The organism is Streptomyces sp. NPDC001222 (assembly GCF_042896945.1).
Classification (GTDB): Bacteria; Actinomycetota; Actinomycetes; order Streptomycetales; family Streptomycetaceae; genus Streptomyces; species Streptomyces gibsoniae.
The window spans coordinates 1-22,560 of sequence record NZ_JBIAXT010000007.1 but is presented as its reverse complement, the minus strand read 5'-3'; the positions used below and the strand labels follow the sequence as shown (position 1 = coordinate 22,560).

At 71.5% G+C, this 22,560-nt stretch carries 17 protein-coding genes; 11 read left to right on the top strand and 6 right to left on the bottom strand.

The window, feature by feature from the left end; all coding sequences use genetic code 11:
• Positions 1 to 203: 203 nt before the first annotated feature.
• Positions 204 to 998, bottom strand: a complete 795-nt coding sequence (locus ACFY2Z_RS12245; RefSeq protein WP_390744103.1) for a hypothetical protein — start codon at positions 996 to 998, stop codon at positions 204 to 206.
• An 874-nt stretch (positions 999 to 1,872) separates the two neighbouring features.
• On the opposite strand from ACFY2Z_RS12245, the gene ACFY2Z_RS12240 reads away from it, so the two are divergent.
• Together ACFY2Z_RS12240 and ACFY2Z_RS12235 are read left to right on the top strand one after the other, a co-directional pair.
• Complete coding sequence (locus ACFY2Z_RS12240; RefSeq protein WP_390744102.1) at positions 1,873 to 4,977, top strand: fibronectin type III domain-containing protein; 3,105 nt, start codon at positions 1,873 to 1,875, stop codon at positions 4,975 to 4,977.
• Positions 4,978 to 5,128: 151 nt separating this feature from the next.
• A complete protein-coding gene (locus tag ACFY2Z_RS12235; RefSeq protein ID WP_390744101.1) occupies positions 5,129 to 5,389 on the top strand; it encodes a hypothetical protein in 261 nt (86 codons plus the stop codon).
• A 140-nt stretch (positions 5,390 to 5,529) separates the two neighbouring features.
• On the opposite strand, the gene ACFY2Z_RS12230 is transcribed toward ACFY2Z_RS12235, so the two are convergent.
• Positions 5,530 to 5,955, bottom strand: coding sequence for an organic hydroperoxide resistance protein (locus tag ACFY2Z_RS12230; RefSeq protein WP_390744100.1), 426 nt, complete (start codon positions 5,953 to 5,955; stop codon positions 5,530 to 5,532).
• Between the two features lie 275 nt (positions 5,956 to 6,230).
• Here ACFY2Z_RS12230 and ACFY2Z_RS12225 point away from each other — a divergent pair, with 275 nt between their 5' ends.
• The 3 genes from ACFY2Z_RS12225 to ACFY2Z_RS12215 all read left to right on the top strand — a co-directional run bounded on the left by ACFY2Z_RS12225 (position 6,231) and on the right by ACFY2Z_RS12215 (position 8,176).
• On the top strand, positions 6,231 to 7,286 hold the full coding sequence (locus ACFY2Z_RS12225; protein WP_390744099.1) for an alpha/beta fold hydrolase: 1,056 nt from the start codon (positions 6,231 to 6,233) through the stop codon (positions 7,284 to 7,286).
• 55 nt (positions 7,287 to 7,341) lie between these two features.
• Entirely contained in the window at positions 7,342 to 7,536 is a 195-nt protein-coding gene (locus ACFY2Z_RS12220) for a hypothetical protein (protein ID WP_390744098.1), read from the top strand.
• Positions 7,537 to 7,615: 79 nt separating this feature from the next.
• Positions 7,616 to 8,176, top strand: coding sequence for a CGNR zinc finger domain-containing protein (locus ACFY2Z_RS12215; RefSeq protein ID WP_390744097.1), 561 nt, complete (start codon positions 7,616 to 7,618; stop codon positions 8,174 to 8,176).
• 29 nt (positions 8,177 to 8,205) lie between these two features.
• Here ACFY2Z_RS12215 and ACFY2Z_RS12210 read toward each other — a convergent pair whose 3' ends face one another.
• Positions 8,206 to 8,820, bottom strand: a complete 615-nt coding sequence (locus tag ACFY2Z_RS12210; protein ID WP_390744096.1) for a TetR/AcrR family transcriptional regulator — start codon at positions 8,818 to 8,820, stop codon at positions 8,206 to 8,208.
• Positions 8,821 to 9,007: 187 nt separating this feature from the next.
• On the opposite strand from ACFY2Z_RS12210, the gene ACFY2Z_RS12205 reads away from it, so the two are divergent.
• On the top strand, positions 9,008 to 9,778 hold the full coding sequence (locus ACFY2Z_RS12205) for an SDR family NAD(P)-dependent oxidoreductase (protein WP_390744095.1): 771 nt from the start codon (positions 9,008 to 9,010) through the stop codon (positions 9,776 to 9,778).
• A 111-nt stretch (positions 9,779 to 9,889) separates the two neighbouring features.
• Here the strand turns inward: ACFY2Z_RS12205 and ACFY2Z_RS12200 are convergent, their stop codons facing one another.
• Positions 9,890 to 11,290 carry a hypothetical protein gene (locus ACFY2Z_RS12200; RefSeq protein ID WP_390744335.1) on the bottom strand — a complete coding sequence of 467 codons (1,401 nt, stop codon included), beginning with the start codon at positions 11,288 to 11,290 and terminating at the stop codon, positions 9,890 to 9,892.
• 224 nt (positions 11,291 to 11,514) lie between these two features.
• Between ACFY2Z_RS12200 and sigJ the strand changes: the two genes are divergently transcribed.
• Both sigJ and ACFY2Z_RS12190 read left to right on the top strand, forming a co-directional pair.
• Entirely contained in the window at positions 11,515 to 12,459 is a 945-nt protein-coding gene (sigJ, locus tag ACFY2Z_RS12195) for an RNA polymerase sigma factor SigJ (protein WP_390744094.1), read from the top strand.
• Positions 12,460 to 12,551: 92 nt separating this feature from the next.
• The gene (locus ACFY2Z_RS12190; RefSeq protein ID WP_390744093.1) at positions 12,552 to 13,751 is read left to right on the top strand and encodes an NAD(P)/FAD-dependent oxidoreductase; all 1,200 of its coding nucleotides are present in this window, start codon (positions 12,552 to 12,554) and stop codon (positions 13,749 to 13,751) included.
• A gap of 57 nt (positions 13,752 to 13,808) precedes the next feature.
• On the opposite strand, the gene ACFY2Z_RS12185 is transcribed toward ACFY2Z_RS12190, so the two are convergent.
• Complete coding sequence (locus tag ACFY2Z_RS12185) at positions 13,809 to 14,837, bottom strand: amidohydrolase family protein (protein ID WP_390744092.1); 1,029 nt, start codon at positions 14,835 to 14,837, stop codon at positions 13,809 to 13,811.
• Between the two features lie 555 nt (positions 14,838 to 15,392).
• On the opposite strand from ACFY2Z_RS12185, the gene ACFY2Z_RS12180 reads away from it, so the two are divergent.
• A complete protein-coding gene (locus tag ACFY2Z_RS12180) occupies positions 15,393 to 18,401 on the top strand; it encodes a hypothetical protein (RefSeq protein ID WP_390744091.1) in 3,009 nt (1,002 codons plus the stop codon).
• A gap of 166 nt (positions 18,402 to 18,567) precedes the next feature.
• On the opposite strand, the gene ACFY2Z_RS12175 is transcribed toward ACFY2Z_RS12180, so the two are convergent.
• Positions 18,568 to 18,921 carry a VOC family protein gene (locus tag ACFY2Z_RS12175; RefSeq protein WP_390744090.1) on the bottom strand — a complete coding sequence of 118 codons (354 nt, stop codon included), beginning with the start codon at positions 18,919 to 18,921 and terminating at the stop codon, positions 18,568 to 18,570.
• A gap of 386 nt (positions 18,922 to 19,307) precedes the next feature.
• On the opposite strand from ACFY2Z_RS12175, the gene ACFY2Z_RS12170 reads away from it, so the two are divergent.
• Positions 19,308 to 20,384 carry a fatty acid desaturase family protein gene (locus ACFY2Z_RS12170; RefSeq protein WP_390744089.1) on the top strand — a complete coding sequence of 359 codons (1,077 nt, stop codon included), beginning with the start codon at positions 19,308 to 19,310 and terminating at the stop codon, positions 20,382 to 20,384.
• A 508-nt stretch (positions 20,385 to 20,892) separates the two neighbouring features.
• On the top strand, positions 20,893 to 22,419 hold the full coding sequence (locus ACFY2Z_RS12165; RefSeq protein ID WP_390744088.1) for a hypothetical protein: 1,527 nt from the start codon (positions 20,893 to 20,895) through the stop codon (positions 22,417 to 22,419).
• The last annotated feature ends 141 nt before the right edge of the window (positions 22,420 to 22,560 follow it).

Sequence of the window (22,560 nt, the reverse complement as noted above, 5' to 3'; positions counted from 1 at the left end):
CCCAACGACGGCCTCGACCACCTTCACCCCGGCCAGACTGGGCCTGCCGTCCCGCCGGTACACCGAGTTCGGGGCCGGCCTGGCGGGGCGCGGAGGCGGACAGGCCGAACACTATGGTGACGAGCCGCTGTTCTCGCGGAGGTTCGAGGGCCCGGGGCGCACGCTGCCCCGGGCCGGGGTCCGGGACGCGGGGAACGGCCCGGTCAGCCGAGGCACACCACGAGCAGGCACAGGTGTGACGGCGAGGTGGGTTGCGACGACGGGTTCGTCTGCGGGGTGCCCGGGTCCGTCGTGCCGGTGGTCGTGGACGGGGACGGGGACGCGGTCGGCGGCTGCGCGGACGTACCGGTGCTGCCCGTGCTCGTCGAGCCGCCGGAGGCGGGCGCAGCGGTCTGCGGCTGCGCGGCCATGGTCTGGGCGGCCACCGGAGCGGCCGCGGAGTCGGGCCGGGTGTCCGGCCGCGCGGTGCGGGGCGTGGTGACCAGGCCCTGCTGGTGGGGAGTGCCGATGGCGGAGGACTCGGCGGCGGACATGGTGTGCGAGGGCTGGGGCGCCGCCGCGGACCGGTGGGTGCCGGGCGAGGCCGTCTCCGGGAGACTGTCCGCGCCGGTCTGTTCGCCCGCGACGCCCATGCTGCGGTTGTCCGGTGCCGCGGCCGCCTGAGCGCGGTCGGGGGACTGCCGGTCCAGCGCGGTGACGGTCAGACCGCCACCGACGATCGCGACGGCGGTCGCGACCGCGGCGCGCCGCTTGTTCTTCTTCCAGCGGGCCAGCTGGCGGCGCCGGGCCGCCCGTCCCGTCGGAGCGGCGGAGCGAGGGCCGTCCACCTCGTCGGACGGGTCGAGGGACGGGGTGTCCACGTCGTCGGACCGGTCGAAGGGGTGGGCGTCACCGGCGGAAAGATCGCTGTCGTGCCACGTGCCGGACAGGGCGAACTCCCGCGCCTGGGTCCCGGTCATCGCCGCGCCCGTCGTCGGCGTGTAGGCGCGCGTGGTCATGGGGGGAGCGATGTCCGGGGCATAGGCGCCGCACCCCGGACACACCAGGGCGCCATTGAGATGCCGACGGCACGAGGAGCAGTAGTCCATTTGCGGTCTTCCTGAGTCGACTGCGCCTGCGGCCTCGGCCGCGGCCTGGCCGCGTTCGCACACGGGTTCCAGCGGCTAGCCACGCTAACGGGGCTTTCGTAAGACTCTGTGGGTCCCGTGTGGCACTCCTGGGTGGATAATCTGCGCGTTCGTGGGCGCGGTGTGGTCGTCCGCGCGACGCCGGGTGCGGCGGACGGCCCCACCCCGGTCCCGGCACCACCGCCGCATTACGCGCCGGCACCACGGTCTCGGTCACCCGTACCGACGACGGGTCCCGGTCCGGCAAGGCGCTCGGCACGGCGACGGCCGGCGCCGACGGCTCGTCCGACGGCTGCGTGATGGGTGTGTCTGGAGCACCAATCCTCGGGGGCCCGGCACCACGTCGCCTCCGAGAACTGCGGGTTCCCGTACGCCGACGGCTGGTACGGACACCAGCGCTGAAGCTCTTCACGGACAACGGCCGCTACCGCATCCGCGGCCCCTGCACGCCACCGGCGAAGCGCGCGCAGACCGGCAGTGTGTGGAGCTCCTGGACCTACCTCACGGTCCGGCGCGGCAGTCCCTCGTGAGGCCGGAGCCGTCCCTCGCCGCTGGCTGAGGCGTCGTCAGCAGGGGTGCCTGCGACGGCGGGTGTTACCGAACCCGGACACACCGTCGACACAAAACCCTCACGCGAATATGTGTTCGCATGCCATCATTCCGGCGGCAGAAGCGACCCACCGGTGTACACCCGAGCCGTCCTGCCGCATCGGGTGCGCCGGACCGAGGAAGGATGACGCCCCGAATGGGCAGACCCGTTCCCCCGCAATCCCGCCTCCGGGCGCCGCACCGGCTGCTGTGGCCGGTCACCGCGGCCGCCGCCGGAGCCGCGCTCATCGCCGGTGTCGTACAGACCCCGTCCCGGACCGGGCCGGACGCTGCGCCGGTCGCGGCCGTGAGCTGCGCCGACGGTGTGTGGAAGGCCGACTACTACGCCAACACCACCCTCACCGGCACACCGCGTAAGTCACTGTGCGACAAGTCCATCGACGAGAGCTGGGGCAAGGGCCACCCCGCCGGGACATCCCTGCCCGACGACCGCTTCGGCGTGCGCTGGACGATGCGCCGCGACTTCGGTGGTGGCGGCCCCTTCCTGGTGAGGACCGCGGCCCAGGACGGCGTCCGGGTCTGGGTCGACGGCACACGCTATGTCAGCCTGTGGCGCGACTACCCCGCCACCCAGCGCGCGAGCGTCAAGGTGACCGTGCCGCGCGGGACGCACACCGTGCGGGTCGACTATGTGGCCCTCACGGGCTCGGCCAACGTCTCGGTCGGCCTCGCCCCGACCACTCCGGACCGGACCGCCCCGCTGGTTCCCGTCTCCGTGAAGGCGTCGCGCGGTGACGGCAGGGCCACCGTCAGCTGGGCCCGCAACGCCGAGGCGGATCTGGCCGGTTACCGGGTCTACCGCTCCACGAGTACCCCCGTGCCGACCGACACCGCCCACCGGGTCAGCGGCTCCGGTCTGCTGACCGGGACCACGTTCACCTCGACCGGGCTGCACAACGGCACGAAGTACTGGTTCGCCGTCACCGCCGTGGACCGCTCCGGCAACCAGTCCCGCCCCTCGGCGAACGTCTCGGCCGTCCCGGCCGACACCACCCCGCCGCGGGCTCCTGACCAACTGGGCGCCGACGGTTACGGCGACATCGACCTCAACGGCAACGGCGTGCCCGACCCCGCCGACGACCTCGGCGAGAACCACCTGAGCTGGGGCCCGAGCTGGGACGACGACTACAGCACCAGGGACTCCTTCGCGGGGTACCACGTCTACCGCGCCACCGCCCCCGGCGGCCCGTGGACCCGGATCCGGAGCGCCGACGCCCGGGTGGTCCAGGACAACGCCTACGCCGACAAGGACGCCCCGATCGGCATCACCGCGTACTACCGGGTGACCGCCGTCGACACCGCCGGCAACGAGTCCGCCCCGGCCACCACCGAGCCCGGTGAGTACGCCAGGAACATCGCCTCGGCGCTGCGCCCCGACACCGGTCTGTACCCGCCGCAGCAGCCCACCGGGGTCAAGGGCGACCTCAGCGACGGCAACGCCGTGCTGGACTGGGCCGACAACCCGGTCGGCAGCCCCGTGCACGGACTGACCGACGGCTACCAGGTGCAGTCCGCCTCCTCGGCCTCCGGCCCCTGGACCCTGCGCGCCGGCACCGGCGCGCCGCTCACCGTCTCGCAGTTCACCGACACCACCCTGCCCGAGGGCGGCACCCGCTACTACCGGGTGCGCGCCGTCGGCAAGGCGGTCGACGCCGACACCCCGCGCGCCTACTCGGCCTGGACCGATCCGCTCGCCGTCGACCGCCCGGTGCCGCCGGACACCACCCCGCCCACCGCGCCCGCCGCTCCCGAGGTCACCGCGCCCGACGGCGGCACCACGGCCACCCTGACCTGGACCACCGACGGTTGGCCCGGCTACGAGCAGGACTTCGCCGGCTACCAGGTCACCCGCGGCTCGGCCCCCGACGGCCCGTTCACCGACTCAGGCAGCCCGCGCACCCCCCAGTGCGCCGGCGTGCCCGGCACCGAGGAGCAGGTCCGCTGCACCCTGACCGACGGTCCGATCGCCGCCGACGCCACCCCGTACTACCGGGTCGTCGCGGTCGACCAGGCGGGCAACCGTTCCTCGGGCACCGTGGTGCAGCTGAAGCGGCAGGCCCCGCCGGCCCCCAGGCCGTCCAAGCCCACCGGGCTGACCGCCACCCGTGCGGACGGCGGCCTCCTCCTCGACTGGGACGACTCCCCGGCGTCCGAGGTCTATCTCTACTACCTGTACCGGACGACCTACGGCAGCCCGTGCGCGAGCGTCGACACCTTCCACACGGCCACCTCCTACTACCTGGACACCGAGCCCTGGCGCAAGGCCCGTTACTGCCTGACGGTGCGCGGTTTCCAGGGCACCTACAGCGACCCGATCTGGGTCGACGTGTCCGACGAGCCGGGCCCCGGCCCGCAGGCGCCCGGGCAGCCGACCGCGGCAGGCTCCGCCGAAGGCGTCCGGCTGACCTGGTCCGTCAACGACCCGTCGGCGACCCGCTACGAGATCTGGCGTCGCACCGAGACGGACGCCGTGTACATCAAGACCGCCGACATCCCGGCGACGGCCTCCCCGGACTGGACCGACACCGGCGCACCGGCCGGAGTGCCCTCCTGCTACCGGGCGATCGCCGTCGACGCGGCGGGGAACCGCTCGAACTTCTCCGAGGACGACTGCGCGGTGCGCCCGTACCCCGAGGGCACCGCGCGCCCCGACCGGCCCGCGGGGCTGACCGCGCGGCAGGACGGCAGCCAGGCGGTGCTGTCCTGGCAGCCCGTCCCCGGCGCCACCGGCTACCTCGTCTACCGGGACTGGAACGATGCCGCCGACCCCGGCACCCGGATCCAGGACCGGCCCGTGGCGGGCACCACCGTGACCGACACCGCCGCGCCCGCCCCCTCCTCCAACGCCTCGTACGCGGTGGTGGCCGTGAACGCCGACGGAGTGCGCTCCGAGGCAGCCGTGCTCCCGTGGACGGGCGACGGCTACGGCGCCTCCATGACCCTCGCCGCGAGCGGCTCCGCCGAGGGTGTGCAGCTCACCTGGGCGTGGGCCTGCCAGAACGACTGGTGCCCGGCCCCGTCCTCGGTCACGGTCCAGCGCTGGAACCCCGGCACCCAGGTGTGGGACGAGCTGACCTCGACCCTGCCCGGCACGGCGACGTCCTACCTGGACACCACCGCACCGGCCGGGGCCACCTCCTACTACCGGGTCCAGGTCTACGGCCAGGACGGCGACACCCCGGAGCAGATCGGCTACGGAGCCGTCCCCGGCACCCGCCCGGCGGTCCCCGTCGTCGACTGAGAGGTCCGGCACAGACCAGGAAGGACAGCATGAAGGCCCGGGTTCCCGACCCGGGCCTTCGGCGTCTTCGGGGTAACCGGCCGGGAGCGGATCGGCATCGGCCCTTCCTGGCCTGCACGAGCCAGTTCCGGCGGAACGGAACGGACACCGGGTGAAGAGCAGTCGTCGTCACCGGATCGTCGCGCCGGTCCATCTGCGGCGCGGCGAACCGGCCCGGGCCATGGACCTCCACCGCCACGCCCACCGGCCGGCCTCCGCCCCGGGCTACCGCATCGAGCCGGCCCGTGCCCCGCAGGGCATGTCCCGGGCGGCCGAGGCCCTGGGCGACGCCACGGAGGCCGACGCCCACCGCAGGGCGGCCGAGGAACTCTACGACGTGATGGACGTGACGGAGGCGGGCCGCCACATGTGACTGCCCGCCTCCCCGGCGCACGGAGGGGTCACGCAACCGCCCCGTCAGACAGCCGGCGTTCCCCGTGCCCTGCCGAGTCGTTCCCCACGGGAGGGAAGGGGCGGGGGAAGGCGTACCGGCGCCCGCCCCGGCGGGCCCCGTCAGACGGCGGTGGCGTTGACGGTGACCGGGATGTTGCCGCGCGTGGCCCTGGAGTAGGGGCAGATCTGGTGGGCGGCGGCGCCCAGTTCCGTGGCGGTGGCCTGGTCGACACCGCCGAGTTCCAGGTCGAGGACCGCGGCCAGGCCGAACTCTCCGTCGTCCCCGTGCTCAAGGGTGACTTCGGCGGTGATGGCCGTGCTGGTCAGCCGTACCTTGCGCTGCGCGGCCGCCCGGCGTACGGCTCCGAGGAAACAGGCCGCCCATCCCGCGGCGAACAGCTGCTCCGGGTTCGTGGCGTCGCCGGCACCGCCCAGCTCCTTCGGGATGGACAGCGTCGTCTCCAGCAGTCCGTCCGCGGACCGGACGCGGCCGCCGTTACGGCCCTCTCCGTCGACGTGGACGGCGGCGGTGTAGCTGACTGCCATGGCCAGGGTCCCCTCTCGTGCATCAAACACCAGGCCGACAGGGACGCCCTTCTGCGTCACCTGTTCAGGCGGTGACTGAATGCTGGCAGCGGAGATCGTCACCAGTCAAGCGGGTGACGCAAGGCGGCGCTGACTCACATCGAGGGGAGTTCCTGTGCCTGTTTAGGGGTCGGCCGGGATGAACGGAAACCTTGCGTCACTGTCTTGACCGGTGACGCCAGCTCTGCAACAGTCATCCCGTACGCACCTTGGCGACGTATTCACGGAGGGCTCACGTGATCGACAGGCGCACCTTCGGCAGGGCCGTGGGCACGAGCGCGGCGGCCGTTTCGCTGGGCGGAGTGCAGGGGCTCTCGTCCGCCTCCGCCGCCACACCACGCGGGACCGCCGCGCGGGCCGTACCTTCGGCCAGCCCCGGCGCGCACACCTCGTTCCCCCGCCTGAAGCAGATCAGGGCCGGCCTGCTGGACATCGGCTATGCGGAACTGGGCCCCGCCCACGGCCCCGCGGTCATCTGCCTGCACGGCTGGCCGTACGACATCCACAGCTATGCCGACGTCGCCCCGCTGCTGGCCGGGGAGGGCTACCGGGTGATCGTCCCGTATCTGCGCGGCCACGGCACGACACGCTTCCTCTCCGACCGGACGTTCCGCAACGCCCAGCAGTCCGCCATCGCCCTCGACATCGTCGCCCTGATGGACGCCCTGAAGATCGAGAAGGCCGTCCTGGCCGGCTTCGACTGGGGCTCGCGCACCGCCGACATCATCGCCGCGCTGTGTCCCGAGCGCTGCAAGGCCCTCGTGTCGGTGAGCGGCTACCTCGTCACCAGCCTCCAGGCCAACCTGAAGCCCCTGGCCCCCACTGCCGAACACGCCTGGTGGTACCAGTACTACTTCGCCACCGAGCGAGGCCGGGCCGCCATGGAGGACAAGACCCTCCGTCACGACCTGACCCGGCTCGTGTGGGACACCGTCTCCCCGACCTGGGACTTCGACGACGCCACCTTCGAGCGCACGGCGGCGGCCTTCGACAATCCCGACTACGCGGCCGTCGTCATCCACAACTACCGCTGGCGGCTGAGCCTCGCCGACGGGGAACGCCGCTACGACGGACTCGAGAAGCGGCTCGCCGCGCGGCCGGTCATCGAGGTGCCCACCATCACCCTCGACCCCGACCGAGACCCCTTCACCGCTCCGGGTGGCGGCAACTCGTACCGGGACCGGTTCGCCGGCGCGTACGAGCACCGGACCCTGGCGGGGATCGGCCACAACGTGCCCCAGGAGGCTCCCACCGCCTTCGCCCGGGCCGTGATCGACGTGGACCACTTCTGAGTCACCCTCTTGACAGGTGACCACCTCAGACGCAGACATCGAAAGGAGTCAGGCCATGGAGAGCCAGAACACGAAGGACGGCGCCGCGGCGGCACGCCGAGCGCGGTTCGGCAGGCTGCCCGAGCGCATCCGCTACGAGGACATGATCGAGGAGAAGGCGGCTACACCCACCGAATCCACGCGATATGCCTACGACCCCGAGGCGTCGTGGATGTCCTTCTCCTGTCTGGCCGCCGACCTGGGCCTCTGAGCCCGAGGCGTCGATCGGCCGCCGCTTCGGCGGGTGACGCGTCTTGCCCAGCACCGCAGTAACCGGCCAGAATGGTGATGTGAACCTCGACCATGTCTTCGTATGCGGAAACCCGGCACTCGACTTCGCCGCGACGCTCCGAGCGCGCCGCTCGGTTCGCTTCGAGATGTTCGCGACGCCGGACCGGCTGAACGCATGGTACGTGGAGTCCGGCCTCGTCGATGCGGTCTCCCCCGGCCGGGAGGCCGACGTCGAGCAGGCCACGACCGTACGGGAAGCCATCTATCAGCTGGTCACGGCCCGTCGGCTCGGGGAGGAGTACGACGGGGCGGCCCTGACCGTGGTGAACAACGCGGCACGCAGGCCGCCCGCCGTACCGCAGCTCACTCCGTCGGGGCGATGGACGCAGGCGACCCCGGAGGAAGCCCTCTCCATGGTGGCGCGCCATGCCGTCGAGCTGCTGAGCGGTCCGGACGTGCCCCTGCTCAAGGAGTGCGACAACCCCGAGTGCACCCGCACGTATATCGACCGCTCGCGGGGCAAGCGCCGGCAGTGGTGCGGGATGGAGTCCTGCGGCAACAAGATCAAGGCGGCCGCGTACCGCGCCCGTAAGAAGACCGCGCCCGCGACGGCCCACTGACCCCCGGCCACGGCGACGGTCTGACGGCCTCAGGCCGTCGCCGACGCACCCTTCGCCGCACGGAGGTGTGCGATCCCCGTGTCGAGCGCCGCCCTGAGGTGGGTCGAGTCGCCCGTGGACATCATGATGGTCACGCCGCCCTGGATGCCCGCCAGCAGCGCGGCGGCCGTCCGCTCCACATCGAGGTCCGGCGACACCAGGCCGTTCTCCTGGAGGGTGCGCATACCGCGGGCGAGCTGCTCCTGCCACTGGCGCATCAGCTCCGTCACGATCGCCCGCGCACCGGGGCCGGACCGTCCGACCTGCAGGAACAGTGATCCCAACGGGCAGTGGTCGCCCTGGAGTTCATAGCGTTCCACCACCACGTCCCGCCACAGGTGCCAGGACTCCCACGAGTCCAGCCGCCCCAGGTGCGGCTGTTGGTCCGCCAGGACGCGGTCCGCCTCGAACCGGGCGACCGCCAGCAGCAGTTCGTCCTTGCCGTCGGGAAAGTAGTGGAAGAGCTGGCTCTTGCTCGTGCCGGTGCGGCTGCGGATGTCGTCGAGTGTCGTGAAGGCGACACCCTGCTCGCGCAGCACCTCGGCCGCCCCCTCGACGATGCGGGCCCGAGTGGCGCGTCCCTTCGCGGTCGGCGCGTCCGACATACGGCCTCCTCTGTCCCTCGACCTCAATGGACCATCGGGTCCATTTTACCGGCCGGAAGGCGCGGGTGACGAGCGAGAGGAGAGTCGACCCAGTCTGGACTTGCCGGTCCAAAATCCCCGACGCACAGTGGTCCGCACACCAAGACATCCGCACACCACGAGCCGTACGAGACGGGAGAGACGCGTCATGAGTGCACGACTGCGGAACAAGACGGCGCTGGTCACGGGGTCGACCAGCAATATCGGGCAGGCGATCGCCGAAGCGTTCGCCGCCGAGGGGGCCCACGTCATCGTGTCCGGGCGCAATCGGGAACGCGGGACACAGGTCGTCGAGGGGATCCGGGCGGCCGGCGGCCGGGCCGACTTCCTGGTGGCGGACCTCGACGGCAGCAAGGAGGCCTCCCAGGACCTGGCCGACCGGGCCCGGGAAACCCTGGGCGGGCGCATCGACATCCTGGTGAACAACGCCGGCATCTATCCGGCCCCCGGCACCGTCGACACCGACGAGAAGACGTTCGACGAGGTCTACGGCGTGAACGTCAAGGCGCCGTTCTTCCTCACCGCCGCCGTCGTCCCGGCCATGACGGAGGCCGGTGGTGGGGTGATCGTCAACCTCGGTTCGTGGATCGCGCGCCTGGCAGTCCCCCTCGGTGCGCTCTACAGCTCCACCAAGGGCGCCATGGAGACGCTCACCCGGGCATGGGCCGCGGAGTTCGGCCCGATGGGCGTACGGGTGAACGCCGTCTCCCCGGGCGTGATCCTGCCCCCGTCCCCGGCGGGCGGCGAGCCCCGTCCGGGCGAGATCATGATGAAGGGCACCCCGGCCGGTGACGTCGGCACACCGGACGCCATCGCACCCGCCGTGGTCTGGCTGGCCAGCGACGAAGCGGCCTTCGTCCACGGCACCGTGGTGGACGTGGACGGCGGCAGGACAGGGGTCGCCGTCATCGCCGCGTAGCGAGCGAATCGGGATCCGGCCCCTGTCTGCCGTGCGCGGGGACGGCCGCCACCCGAGCCCACGCGCTGTCGCGGTGGGCTCGGGCACGGCCGATGCGCGGCCGGTCCGCGGTCACGATCCGCTGTTCGCCTGCACGGTGAACGAGTAGTAGTAAGGCGCCGTCCGAAGGCCGGAGCGGGTCGTCGCGTAGACCGTCAGGTCGACGGGGCCGTCCGAGGTGGGGGTCCAGTCGACCCTCGCGGTGTGGTGGGCGCCCGCGGCGACCGTGACCTCCGGCTCCCCGTTGAAGGAGTACGTGTAGCTCACGACCCCCTTCGCCTTCGGTGTGAAGGTGAAGGCGCCCGGGACGCCCACACCGCCACCCGAACCGTTCTCGGGGTAGACGTCCGAGGCGACGGTGGGAGTGGTGTCGTAGCCGGTGGACCACGATCCCGCGTCGCTCACCCAGCCGTTCGCGCTCTTGCTGGTCACCGAGAGGGACTCGCCGTAGAGGCCGTCCAGCGTGAGCTTCACCTTCGCCGTGCCGTCCGCCGCCGCCTCGACGTCCACGGTCTTGTCGCCGTCGGGGCTGCCCACGGTGTGCACGGAGTAGCTGAGGACCGGGCTCGTCGACTGAAGCGCGGCGTTGGGCCGGAACGTGAACGTGGCCGGCTTGCCGAACTCGGGCGACGGGACGTCCGAGGTGACGGTGGGTGCCGTGGAGCTGACCAGAAAGCTGTAGCTGGTGATCGCCGACACGTTGTAGGCCCGGTCCAGGCTTCGCACCCACAGGGTCATCGGCCCGGAGCCCGTCGGCGGTACCAGGCTGAGGGTGGCCGAACCGCCCGGGGCGTCGGCGCGCGTGAAGTAACTCGGGTCCGTGTACGGATCCACAGGCTGGGGAATGCCGTGGTCGCCGATGGACGTGCCGATGACCGGGAGGTCCGGCTGCCAGGAGTACTCGAACCCGGTGACATCGCCGACGCCGTTGGCGTTCAGCGTGAACCTGACCGGCTCGCCGCCCGGGTTCCACGTGTCCGGCGGGTAGTTCGGCGAGGAGACGGTGGGCGCGTTCGCCGGGTGGGTGTTGTCGATCGCGACGTAACAGGGGGCCGACCAGTCCGAGGCCGCACCCCCGGCCACCGTCTGTGCCCGCCAGGCGTAGGTCTGCCCGTCGGTGAGCGCGTCGGAGGGCAGTTGTCCCGGTGCCTCGAAGCCGGGTGCGGCGTGGTCACGGGTGACCGTCGTGATCTGCGTCGGGTCGGTGACCGGCCAGACCTGGTACTGCACGCTGACCGATGAGTTGTCGGTGGTGTCGGTGGTGGCGGGGACGCCCTCGACGACCAGGCCGGTGCCGGCCCGGACGAAGGTGGGCCGGTCCGCGTCGGTCGAGCAGCTCCGGTTGCCGTTGAACAACTGAGTGGGTGTGGTGGGCGTCCCGCCGGCCGCGCTCGCGGGCGACGCGACGGCCAGTGCGAGGCCGAGGGTTCCCAGGGAAGCGAGGACGGCACGCGGGCGCGCGCCGAAGGGCATGGTCAAGTGGTCCCTCCCGTTCGGATGCCCGCAGCGGGTGCTGATGCGCACTGGTGTGCGGGCGGCGAGGGGATCGTATGGGGGCGGCGCAGGTCCACGCATGAGAATTAAGGGAGTTGAGGGAACCGGGCGGCCGGGCCGACCGGACAGGAGGCGGCGCGGGTGCGTGCGGGCGTCACGACCGGGCGGCGTACGCCGCCCGGCGGGGCACTAGGATCCGGCCCATGGCGCTGACCATGAACGACGTGGACCGGTTCGAGGCCTCCAGGTCCCGCCTGGAGGCCATCGCCTACCGCCTGCTCGGCTCCGCGAGTGAGGCCGAGGACGCCGTACAGGAGACGTTCCTGCGCTGGCAGGCCGCCGACGTCGACCGCATCGAGGTCCCCGAGGCCTGGCTGACGAAGGTGCTCACCAACCTGTGCCTCAACCAGCTCACCTCGGCCCGCGCGCGGCGCGAGACCTATGTGGGCCAATGGCTGCCCGAGCCGCTGCTCGCCGGAGACCCGATGCTCGGCCCGGCCGACACCGCCGAACAGCGCGAATCCGTCTCGTACGCGGTCCTCGCCCTGCTGGAGCGACTGTCCCCGGGCGAGCGGGCGGTGTACGTGCTGCGGGAGGCCTTCGCCTATCCGCACCGGGAGATCGCCGAGATCCTCGACCTCACCGAGGCCGCCAGCCAGCAGATCTTCCACCGTGCCAAGAAGCATGTCGCGGACGGCAAGGCCCGCACCGAGATCGACGAGGCCGCCGCCCGGCGGATCATCCACGAGTTCCTGGCGGCCGCCACCACCGGCCGGACCGAACCGCTCGTACGGCTCCTCACCCAGGACGCCGTCTCGATCGGCGACGGCGGTGGAAAGATCCCGGCCCGTGCCAAGGCGTTCGAGGGCGCCCTCGCGGTCGCGAAGTTCATGCGGGGCCTGTTCAAGCCCAGCAAGGCCAAGAGCGCCCTGGTCGGCGGCTCACCCGAGCTCTACGCCACGACCGCCAACGGCGGCCCCGCCGTGGTGGCGGTCGTCGACGGCCGGGTCATCGGTGTCATGTGCCTGGAGATCACCACCGAGGGCATCGCCGCGTTCCGCAACCAGGTCAACCCCGACAAGCTCGACCGCGCGAGCCGGCGATGGGCGGCCAGCGACCACGGCGAACCCCTGCTCCGGGTGTTCTGACCGCATGTGAGGTGCTTCACATCGCGCTGCTGTCAGGAAACGGCGGGCCGCCCGGTTCAAGGGGCGAACCCGCCGAAGACAGGAGCCAGGACATGCAGCACCGCATCGTCGTCCTCGGAGCCGGATACACCGGTGCCATCGCCGCCGGCCGCCTCGCCAAGCGCCTGCACCGCGAGGACGTCGCCATCACCCTCGTCAACGCCGAGCCCGACTTCGTCGAACGCGTGCGGATGCACCAGCTCGCGGTCGGCCAGGACCTCACCCCCCGGCCCTTCAGCGAGATGTTCGCGGGCACCGGCGTCGAGCTGAAGCTCGCGAAGGTCACCGCCGTCGACGTCGACCGCAGGACCGTCGCCGTCCACGGTGTGCACGGCACCGAGACACTGGAGTACGACACCCTCGTGTACGCCCTCGGCAGCGCCTGGAACGACCAGGGCGTCCCCGGCACCGCCGAGCACGCCCACGAGATCGCCGGCCGTCCCGGAGCGCTCCGGCTGCGCGCGCGCCTGGCCGGTCTGGGCGCCGGACAGCCCGTGGTCGTGGTCGGCGGGGGCCTCACCGGCCTGGAGGCCGCGGCCGAGATCGCCGAGGCCCGCCCGGACCTCGACATCGCCCTCGTCGCCCGCGGCGCCCTCGGCGACTGGCTCTCGCCCAAGGGCGCCCGGCATCTGCGGAAGGTCTTCGGCAGGCTCGGCATCACGGTGCACGAACACACCGCCGTCACCGGTGTCGAGGCCGACCGTGTCACCACCGCCGACAACAAGGCCGTCCCGGCCGCGGTCACCGTGTGGACCACCGGCTTCGCCGTCCACCCGATCGCGACGGCCACCACCCTGGAGGTCAGCGACTCGGGCCAGATCGTGGTCGACGGGACCATGCGCTCGGTCTCGCACCCGGACGTGTACGCCATCGGGGACGCGGCCCTTGCGATGGGCCCCGGCGACAAGCCGCTGCGGATGTCGTGCGCCTCGGGCACCCCCGCCGCATGGCAGGCCGCCGACGCCATCGCGGCACGCCTGACCGGCGGGAAGCTCCCGAAGGTGCCGCTGCGCTACTTCAACCAGTGCATCTCGCTGGGCCGCAGGGAAGGCCTGATCCAGTACGTCACCGCCGACGACCGCGCGGTCCGGGCGGCCCTGACGGGACGGCCGGCCGCCGTCTACAAGGAACTGGTCTGCAAGGGCGCGGCCTGGGGCGTCGCCAACCCGACGATCGGCATACCGACCCGGCGCCGCCGCGTGGTCGCACCGGAACCGGCCCGGCCGCACTCGACGACCGGGACGGCCGCCTGACGCGCGCAGCGAGACGGGCGCCCTCGGTGCGAGGGCGCCCGCCGCACGGAGCCCTTCTCACAGTCCGAACAGCGCTGCCGCGTTGTCGTGGCACACCGCCCGCAGCCACTCCTGCCCGAGCCCCAGCCGCTCCAGGGCGTGGAGCTGGTGCACGTAGGGATAGGGGATGTTGGGGAAGTCGGAGCCGAGCAGGACGCGGTCGCCGAGCGCGGCGAGCCGGGGCAGGGCCCGGCGGGGGAACGGCATGAATCCCTCGGTGAAGTCGGTGAACGCCATCGTCGTGTCCAGTCGCACCTGGTCGTACCGTTCGGCGACGCCGAGGAACTCCTCGTACTCGGGCATCCCCAGATGCGCGACGATCAGCCGCAGCCGCGGGTGCCGCGCCAGTACCCGCGCGATCGGCTCGGGGCCGGTGTACTTGCCGGGGGCGGGGCCGGAGCCACAGTGGATCACCACGGGGATCCGTGCCTCGGCCAGCACCCCCCATGCCTGCCGGAGCAGTTCGTCGGCCGGGTCGTAGGCCCCCACCTGCACATGCGCCTTGAACACACGCGCGCCCGCCTCGACGGCCTCGCGGACGTACGTCCCGACGCCCGGCTCGGGATAGAGGGTGGCGGTGTGCAGACAGTCGGGGGTGCGGCGGGCGAAGTCGGCCGCCCATCCGTTCAGCCACCGGGCCATTCCGGGCTTGTGCGGGTAGAGCATGGCGGTGAAGGCCCGGACGCCGAACTCCCGGAGGAGGGCGGCCCGTTCCGCCTCCTCCTTCCGGTAGGTGATCGGCCACTCCAGCCCACCGATCAGCGGTCCGGTCGTGTCGAAGTAGTTCCAGACCTTGCGCAGGACCTGCTCGGGCATGAAGTGCGTGTGGACGTCGACCAGCCCGGGAAGACCGAGCCGGCCCCAGAAGCGACGGACCTCACCGGCCTCCCCGCCCGACGCCCCGTCGTCGCTCGTGGTTGCCGGTACACGGGTGGCCGCGCTCGGCCTCGGCGATCCGGCATCGTACGAAGGGCCGTGGGCGGGGGCGGGTTCGGTGGAGCCGGCGGAGTCGGCGGGGGCGGCGGATGCGTCGCGGTGATCGTCCATACCGCTCACGATCGGCCTTGACGGGGGGACGGGTCCACCCCTTGGGGCCGCCGCGGTGGAGTGAACGAGCGGGCCGCCTCGGCCATATCACCGAAAGCACCGGGCCACGATCGTGCACCCCGACGCCGCCGGCCAGGCCAACATCGCGGCCCAGGACGGGGCCGCCATTCGCGCGGCGGTGTGTCCACGGAGGAAGTCATGGGGGTGGCAGGCGGCACCGGGAGCGGCCGGTGTCTGCGAGTCGGGCACCCGTGAGGCAGCTCTCGCGGGTCCACAGCGCCTCCCAGGGCGGTCAGGGTCGGTCAGGCAGCCGGTCCGGCGGCCGGCTCCGCTTCAGCTCGGCGGCGACGACGTCACGGCCCCGGGCCTGGGTGGCGAAGGTGGTGCCGGGGAAGGCCGGCCCGAGCCCCCGCTCGGAACCGGCTACGAACAGACCGGTCCGGCGTGACCGGAGCGCGAAGTCCCCGTCCGGTGAGAAACGGATCCGGCCACTGGGCGTCGCGGACCTCTGTGTGACAATCCCTGCCTTGACGTTCGAGTAGAGATCGGGCTGCCATGCCTTCGCACAGACGCCGCTTCCTCGCTGTCCCGGTGGCCGCCCTCACGGCACTCACCGTGGCCCAGGCCGTCACCCCCCTCACGGCCGTCGCCGTGCCCGCGACCGACGTGTCGACCACACTGGCCGCGCGGACGACCTCCGTACCCGCCGCGGACGACATATCCGGTTCCGGCCCGGCGGTCGTCTGGCGTCAGAAGACCTCCGCCGACACGCTGGCGCACGGCTGGCTCGCCGTCTCCGGAGGCACCCCGAAGGATCTCGGCCGGCTCGCGGACACCGGCGAGACGGTGAACGTCGACACGGTGTCCGTCCAGGACGGAGTGGTGGCCGTCGCCACCTCCGTCAACCCGAACGGTGCTCTCGCCGACCATGTCACTCTGCGCCACCTCGACTCCGGTGACGAGGACATTCTCCCGGTCGCCTACGACAGTTCGGGAGCCGTTGGGGACGAGCGCTACCGTGGGCAGGCCGGCAACGGCATCCTCGTCCAGCAGAGCTACGACGACGCTTCCGCCTATCGAGTGCGCCTGCTGCTGCGCACACCCGGCGGTGCGGACCGGACGCTGCTGTCCGACGACGAGCAGTACGAGATCCTCGCGTCGGACGCACACGGCGCCCTGGTGCTCCGGCGGACCGCGCCCGGCTGGGACCACAAGATCGTGTACGTCGACTTCGCCACCGGTGCGTCGGTCACCGTGGCAGAGCCCACGACCGACGAGTTGCCGCAGGGCCTGGAGTTCACCCCCAGTCGTGTCGGGGTCATCGACGGCGCGACCCTGACCGAATGGCAGCGGTCGGCGCCCGGGGACGGCTCGTCCACGGTCACCCTGCCCGTCAGCGGGGCACACTGGATCAGCGACGACACCCTCGCCTGGTACCAGTGGAGCGTGGCGGACGGATCGTCCGAGCTGTTCGCGATGTCCAGGGACGGATCCGCACCGGCGAAAGACCTCGGCGGGACCTTCACCGACCTCGCGGTCGGCGATGACGGCAGGATGCGGGTGACGCTCTACCGGCCCGACGTGGACGCCGCGATCCAGACGCTCACCGACGGCCGGGTCTCCACCGCCGCCGGTGACGCCACCACGATCCCCGCCGGCCCTGCCAGGCTGGACGCCCTGGCGCTGTCCGACGGCGCGCTCTACACGGCCGACGACTCCTCCCGGCGGAAGGGCGTCCTGCTCCGCTCCGGCCTGTCGGCCGGCCCGGCCGGGGCCTCGGCGGGCACGCCGTCCCGGGTACTGGCCTACTCCGGCGGCCTGGTGCACCAGACTCTCGCCGCGGCCGGGGGACGGGTCCTGGTCGAGCAGGGCAGCCCCTACGAGCCGGGCCACTTCCAGGTGTACGAGGACGGGAGGCTGATCGGCACACCGCTCAACTACGACAACGCCTCGGCGGTGACCGTCGTGGACTTCGACGGTGAGCGCGTCCTGGTGTCGGACAGGACGACCGCGACCGACGGCACCCTTCTCCTCTACACCTTCGCGAACGGTCAGATGCAGAGGGTGCCGTCCGGCTCCGCGCTGAACGGCGACGCCGTGTACTCCTCGGTGCGCAACGGCACCACGTCCACCTGGTCGATCCGCCGGACGGACCTGACCACCGGCACCGCCACCACCGTCGCCACCGTGGACTGCCTTCCCGGCAACCTCCAGGTGCGCGGCTCCCGGATCCTGCTGACCACCTGCGGGGCCGCGTCCACCACCGGTCTGCTGCTCAAGGCGGGGAGTTCGACCGGCACCACCGTGGACGCCTCCGTCCGTACGCCGATCCTCGGCACGGACGTTCTCTACACCTTCACCAAGTCCTCGGACGGCGGCGCCGTCACGCTGAACGCCCAGCCGCTGGGCGGGACGGCGACCACGGCACAGCCTCTGTTCGCCCTCCCGCAGAAGGCCGACTCCGCCGCCGCCGAGCGGTGGGCGGTCGACCGCGACGCGCCCTGGGCGGCCTGGATGGACGACGCCGGCGTCACTCATGTGACCTGGGCGGGCGTTCCCACCGCCGCCTCGGCCACCGCCCCGGCCGGCTTCAGTCCCAACGGCGACGGATCGGCCGACGTCTGGTCCCCCGCCTGGACCTACAACCGGCCGGTGAGCTGGACGCTCACCGTCAAGTCCGGTGCCACGCAGGTGCGTTCCCTGACCGGCACGGCCGCCGACGGCAAGGTCGCACCGGTGTGGAACGGGACGACCCAGACGGGCGGAGCAGCCCCCGAGGGCGCCTACACCTGGACCCTGACCGCGCGGGACACGGTCACCGGCCGGGCGGCGGCCGACGTCAGCGGCAAGGTGACCCTGCGCCGGGTGGCCCCCGCTGCCTCCGTCACCGCGCCGGCCCTCGCGAGCAGCGCGGGGACGAGCGCCGCGGTGCCGGTCACCTGGTCGGCGAAGACCGCGGGCGTGACGTCGTACGACATCGGCTGGCGCGTCGCCACCCGTACCGGCGGGGGCGCCTGGAAGCTCGGGTCGCTCCAGACCTGGCGCACCGGTACCACGGCGACCTCCGCGGTCTTCGGCAAGGCGGGCAGCCCTGTGAAGCCGGTGTCCGGACTCACCTACCGTTTCTACGTCCGCGCTCACGACGACGCCGGCCAGACCGGCTCCTGGAGCACTGCGGCAACCAGCGGCATCCCGGTCGACGACCGTGCGGCGGCACTGCACTACACGGGCGCCTGGAAGTCGGTGACGGCATCCTCCGCCTGGTCGGGCACGGAACGTACCTCCGCGGCGAAGGGCGCGTACGTGTCCTTCTCCGCGGACGGCACCCAGCTGCGCATAGTGGCGACCCGGAAGTCGAACGGCGGGCGATTCGCGGTCGTGGTGGACGGAAAGACGGTCGGCACGGTGAACACCTACGCCGCGAAGACCGCCTACCGGCAGGTGGTGTTCACCCGCACCCTCGGCACCACGATCACGACCCACAAGGTGCAGTTGCGGATCCTCTCCGGCAGCACACCCGGACGGTCCACCGTCACCCTGGACGCCCTGATGGTCACCCGCTGAGCGGACCGTCAGCGCCGTGAGACCGCCCGGACCGCCGCGACCACGGCGGTCTCACGGCCACACCCCACCGGACGGCAGCCGGACCGACCGTCGGTCTGCCTGCTCGCGGTGCTCGGGCTCTCGACGCGGGCGTCGAGGCCGCGCGGGCGATGTCTCTCAGGGGTTCTCACTGACGTCGTCGGCCGAGGACACAGAACTCGTTGCCTTCGGGGTCTGCCATGACAACCCACGACTGGTCACCCTGGCCGATGTCGACACGCTTCGCGCCATGAGCCTCAAGGCGAGCCACCTCGGCGTCCTGGTCATCAGGCCTGAAGTCGAGATGCAGCCGGCTCTTGGCCTTCTTGCTCTCCTCGATCCGGACGAAGTCCAACCCCGGCAGGCGATCCGGCTCCGGGCGGATCTCGAACTCCTCATCGGAGGAGTGGACCACAACCCAGCCAAGAGCCTTGGCCCACCACTGCCCGAGGGCCACCGGATCCACCGAGTGAACGATTACCTGTTCCCATTCCAAGGTCATCCGCGGAGTCTAGGGCTAGCGGGGCTTCGAAAGCAGGCGCTTTAAGCGCTCAGAGGGAGGCCACGCAGCGGCTGACCGGTCGCGTTCAGCAGCCCTTGGCCTGGCAAGCTGCCCTGCCTGAGCAGGGTCACGCCGTCAAGACTGCCGGACCTGACCGGCAAGGGCGCCGGCCGGGGTCGGATGCGTGAACGTGTGGTCGTGAAAAGCGGTCGCCGGCGCGGCAAAAGGCCCGGCGTTCCTGCCACGGACCTCACTGCCCGGGGAAGGCCCAGTTCAGGGGTACAGGGGTGGGGATAACCCGATGGGGTGGTGGGGGGCTCGGCCCCCAGGAGGCGTACAGCTGACAGGCTGGTCCCGGTCGGACGGCCGTAGCCAGACTCGGCTGCATGACGACCTCCTCCGACGCCTCGGTCGCGACCGCACCGACCGCAGTGCGTCCCCGCAGGCCCCGCCCTGACGCCGGCAGCGACTTCGCGCGGCTGTCCCAGCGCATCACCGAGGCGGGTCTGCTGCGGCAGCGCCCCGGCTACTACACGGTGCGGCTCGGTCTGGTGACCGGGTTGCTGGCGGCGGGTTGGGCAGCCTTCGTCGCGCTGGGCGACACCTGGTGGCAGCTGGCGGTCGCCGCCTTCATGGCCCTGATCTTCGGCCAGGTCGCGCTGGTTGCCCATGACCTGGCGCACCGGCAGGTGTTCAGGCGGCGCCGCCCGAGCGAGATCTGGGGCCGTCTCTTCGGCAACCTCGGTATCGGCATGAGCTACGGCTGGTGGATGAACAAACACACGCGCCACCATGCCAACCCCAACCACGAGGAACTCGACCCCGATGTCGCCCCGGACATCCTGGTGTGGTCCACCGAGCAGGCCCGCAACAGCAGCGGTCTGGCCCGCTTCATCGGCGGCCATCAAGCGTTCTTGTTCTTCCCGCTGCTGACGCTGGAGGGCTTCAATCTGCACGTGGCAAGCGTGCGGGCGCTGCGCTCGCCGTCCATGAAGAGCCACCTGCTGGAGGGCGGTCTGCTCATCCTGCACATGGCTGCCTACCTGTCTGCGCTGTTCCTGGTGCTCTCTCCCGGCAAGGCGTTGGCGTTCCTCGCCGTGCACCAATGCCTTTTCGGTGTCTATCTCGGCAGCATCTTCGCCCCGAACCACAAGGGCATGCCCACCTTCACCGGTGACGATCGACCCGACTTCCTGCGTCGCCAGGTGCTCACCTCCCGCAATGTGCGTGGCGGCCGACTCACCGACCTCATGCTCGGCGGGCTCAACTACCAGGTCGAGCATCATCTGTTCCCGAGCATGCCCACTCCTCATCTGCGGCGGGCCCAGGTCGTCGTGCGGGCGTACTGCGCGGAGATCGGCGTCCCCTATCACGAGACCGGGCTGATCCAGTCCTACCGCGAGGCGCTCACCCACCTGCACCGGGTGGGGGAGCCCATCAGGCGGCAGCGCAAGGTGACCTGAAAGCCATACAGGTTGCCGTGACGCCTATGGGGGCCGGCGTCGGGCGCTGCCGCTTGCTGGAGTTGCTGCACTCCACTGCTGTACCGCAACACAGGTCCGCGCGGGACTCCGTCTCCCGGCTCCCCTCCCGCAAAACGACGTGCGCGGGCCTGAACGGCAGGCTGCGAAGGGTCGGATGAGCCTGGAGCGTTTGAGTGGGCGCCACTGGTACGACGGCCGGACTCAGTTCTTCGAGACCGCCGCTGCCGCGGATGACGCAGTGATCGTCTGGCTCGACTGACCGGGGCCGCGCCAAGCGGCTGTCCTGAGCTGCGGCGGCGCCTGCACTGGCTGTCGAGCGAGGTGCTGTTCCACCCGTATTGGCAGGAGCGGGGCCGGGGGCGTGCTGCTACGCTCGCGATCTCATTGTGACGGCAGGCCCTAGTAGAGGCTGGCCGGACTCCCGGGGGGAAGAATCATGCGACCACGTCCGCGCGTGGCGCTGGCGACCGGTGCCGTTCTTGCATCGATGGTTGTCACGACGACCGGCGGCCCCGCCGTTGCGGCCAGTCCCTCGCTCAAGGTCACCACGATCGGTCGGAACGGCTCCGTGGTGCCCGGCTCGAGTCTCCAGATCGTGGATGTCCGAACCCGAAAGCCGATGGGCCCGCTCAAGGAAAGCGGCAGCTCCGTTGCGTTGCCTGCGGGCCAGTACGTCGTTGTCTCCGACATTCGTGAGCCAGTTGGCGATGACGAGACGCTCGGCGCCGCGGTGGTGACGGTCTCCGGCGACACTGCCGTCACCATCGACGCCCGGAAGGGCAGGCCGGTGCAGGTGTCGCTCGACGCGCCCGGCCTCGGGACGCAGGACATCGCCGACGCGATCTGCGTGGACGGCGCCCCGGCCAGCGGGTCCACCGACTTCATGGGGGGTGGGCCCGCGGGCCACGTGTACGTCATCCCCAACGAGTCGTCGCTGCTGCGCTTCGCCTACGTGTCCCGATGGAACACCGGCGGGTCGTACGAGACCTATGCCGTCAGCGGGGCTGGGGTCGGCGTCCCGGCGAACCCGGGCGGTGTCCACTACGCGAAGAACCTGGCCACCGAGCATGGCTGGTCCGACGTGGGCCCGAACGGGGGTACCAGCGAGGACCTGTCCTTCGTACCGCAGGGCTCGCCCTGTCAGGCCCGCCTGCAGTTGAACAGCTTCACCAACATCGGTTCGGGTGCGCCGTACCCGTACACCGCCCACCTCGAGGCGGGCAAGTGGGACGTGCGCTCGGACGAGTTCAACCAACTTGGATCGTGTGGCATCTTCCACGGTGTCCACGACCTGGCCGCCGGGACGTCGTACAGTCAGACCTTCTACCGGGCGGGCTGGGGGCCGGCGCGAGTCCTCCCGTACATGGTGTTCGGCGAGATCCGCCTCAGCGTGAACAACATGTTCCAGGACCCGTACACCGCCGGTTTCGAGGTCGGCTCCAAGACGCGCGTCACGCTCAGCCGGGACGGCAAGCAGCTCGCCACGCACACGGTGATCGGGAACTACTGGGGCGGCAGCCCGAGTGAGTTCCAGGCGTCCGCGAGCGGGGCCGGCTGGTACACGCTGGACGCGTACGCCATCCGCTACCAGCCCGGTGTCACCTACCCCGCGGGCATGCTGTCGCCCTCCACCCGCGCGGTGTTCCGCTTCCACGCCGACCCCCGGACGGCGCAGGTCGCCCCGGGCGTGCTCAGCCGCTTCCTGATCGGCGGCCTCGGCACGCACGGCAGGGCGAAGCCGAACAGCATCACCCCGGTCGGCCTGTTCATGGACCGCGCCGACCCGCACAACGGCGTGCCGTACAAGGCCGACACCGCGAAGACCGTGCAGGCCTGGTACTCCACCGACAACGGCAAGACCTGGCACGGCCTGCACGTCACCCACACCGGTTCGACCTGGTCGACCAACGTCCCCAACCCCGCCGAGGCCAAGGTCTCACTCAGCGCGAAGGTCACGGACGCGGCGGGCAACAGTGTGCAGACCTACTCCAACCAGGCCTACGCCGTCGGCTGACCTTGCGCTTGCGGACAGCTGGATGTCAAAGGCCCCGGACCAAGTTGGTGCTTTCTAGGGGTCGTCGCAACACGTGGTCGTGTTGATCAGGCCGCGAGCAGTTTATGCAGGCGCTCGGCTGGGGTTTCCCAGCCGAGCGTT

Bases quoted from the DNA above. Each gene is read 5' to 3' on its own strand.
- ACFY2Z_RS12245 (WP_390744103.1), bottom strand. From the start codon at position 998: ATGACCACGCGCGCCTACACGCCGACGACGGGCGCGGCGATGACCGGG.
- ACFY2Z_RS12240 (WP_390744102.1), top strand. From the start codon at position 1,873: ATGGGCAGACCCGTTCCCCCGCAATCCCGCCTCCGGGCGCCGCACCGG.
- ACFY2Z_RS12230 (WP_390744100.1), bottom strand. From the start codon at position 5,955: ATGGCAGTCAGCTACACCGCCGCCGTCCACGTCGACGGAGAGGGCCGT.
- ACFY2Z_RS12220 (WP_390744098.1), top strand. From the start codon at position 7,342: ATGGAGAGCCAGAACACGAAGGACGGCGCCGCGGCGGCACGCCGAGCG.
- ACFY2Z_RS12210 (WP_390744096.1), bottom strand. From the start codon at position 8,820: ATGTCGGACGCGCCGACCGCGAAGGGACGCGCCACTCGGGCCCGCATC.
- ACFY2Z_RS12205 (WP_390744095.1), top strand. From the start codon at position 9,008: ATGAGTGCACGACTGCGGAACAAGACGGCGCTGGTCACGGGGTCGACC.
- ACFY2Z_RS12200 (WP_390744335.1), bottom strand. From the start codon at position 11,290: ATGCCCTTCGGCGCGCGCCCGCGTGCCGTCCTCGCTTCCCTGGGAACC.
- sigJ (WP_390744094.1), top strand. From the start codon at position 11,515: ATGGCGCTGACCATGAACGACGTGGACCGGTTCGAGGCCTCCAGGTCC.
- ACFY2Z_RS12190 (WP_390744093.1), top strand. From the start codon at position 12,552: ATGCAGCACCGCATCGTCGTCCTCGGAGCCGGATACACCGGTGCCATC.
- ACFY2Z_RS12185 (WP_390744092.1), bottom strand. From the start codon at position 14,837: ATGGACGATCACCGCGACGCATCCGCCGCCCCCGCCGACTCCGCCGGC.
- ACFY2Z_RS12180 (WP_390744091.1), top strand. From the start codon at position 15,393: ATGCCTTCGCACAGACGCCGCTTCCTCGCTGTCCCGGTGGCCGCCCTC.
- ACFY2Z_RS12175 (WP_390744090.1), bottom strand. From the start codon at position 18,921: ATGACCTTGGAATGGGAACAGGTAATCGTTCACTCGGTGGATCCGGTG.
- ACFY2Z_RS12170 (WP_390744089.1), top strand. From the start codon at position 19,308: ATGACGACCTCCTCCGACGCCTCGGTCGCGACCGCACCGACCGCAGTG.
- ACFY2Z_RS12165 (WP_390744088.1), top strand. From the start codon at position 20,893: ATGGTTGTCACGACGACCGGCGGCCCCGCCGTTGCGGCCAGTCCCTCG.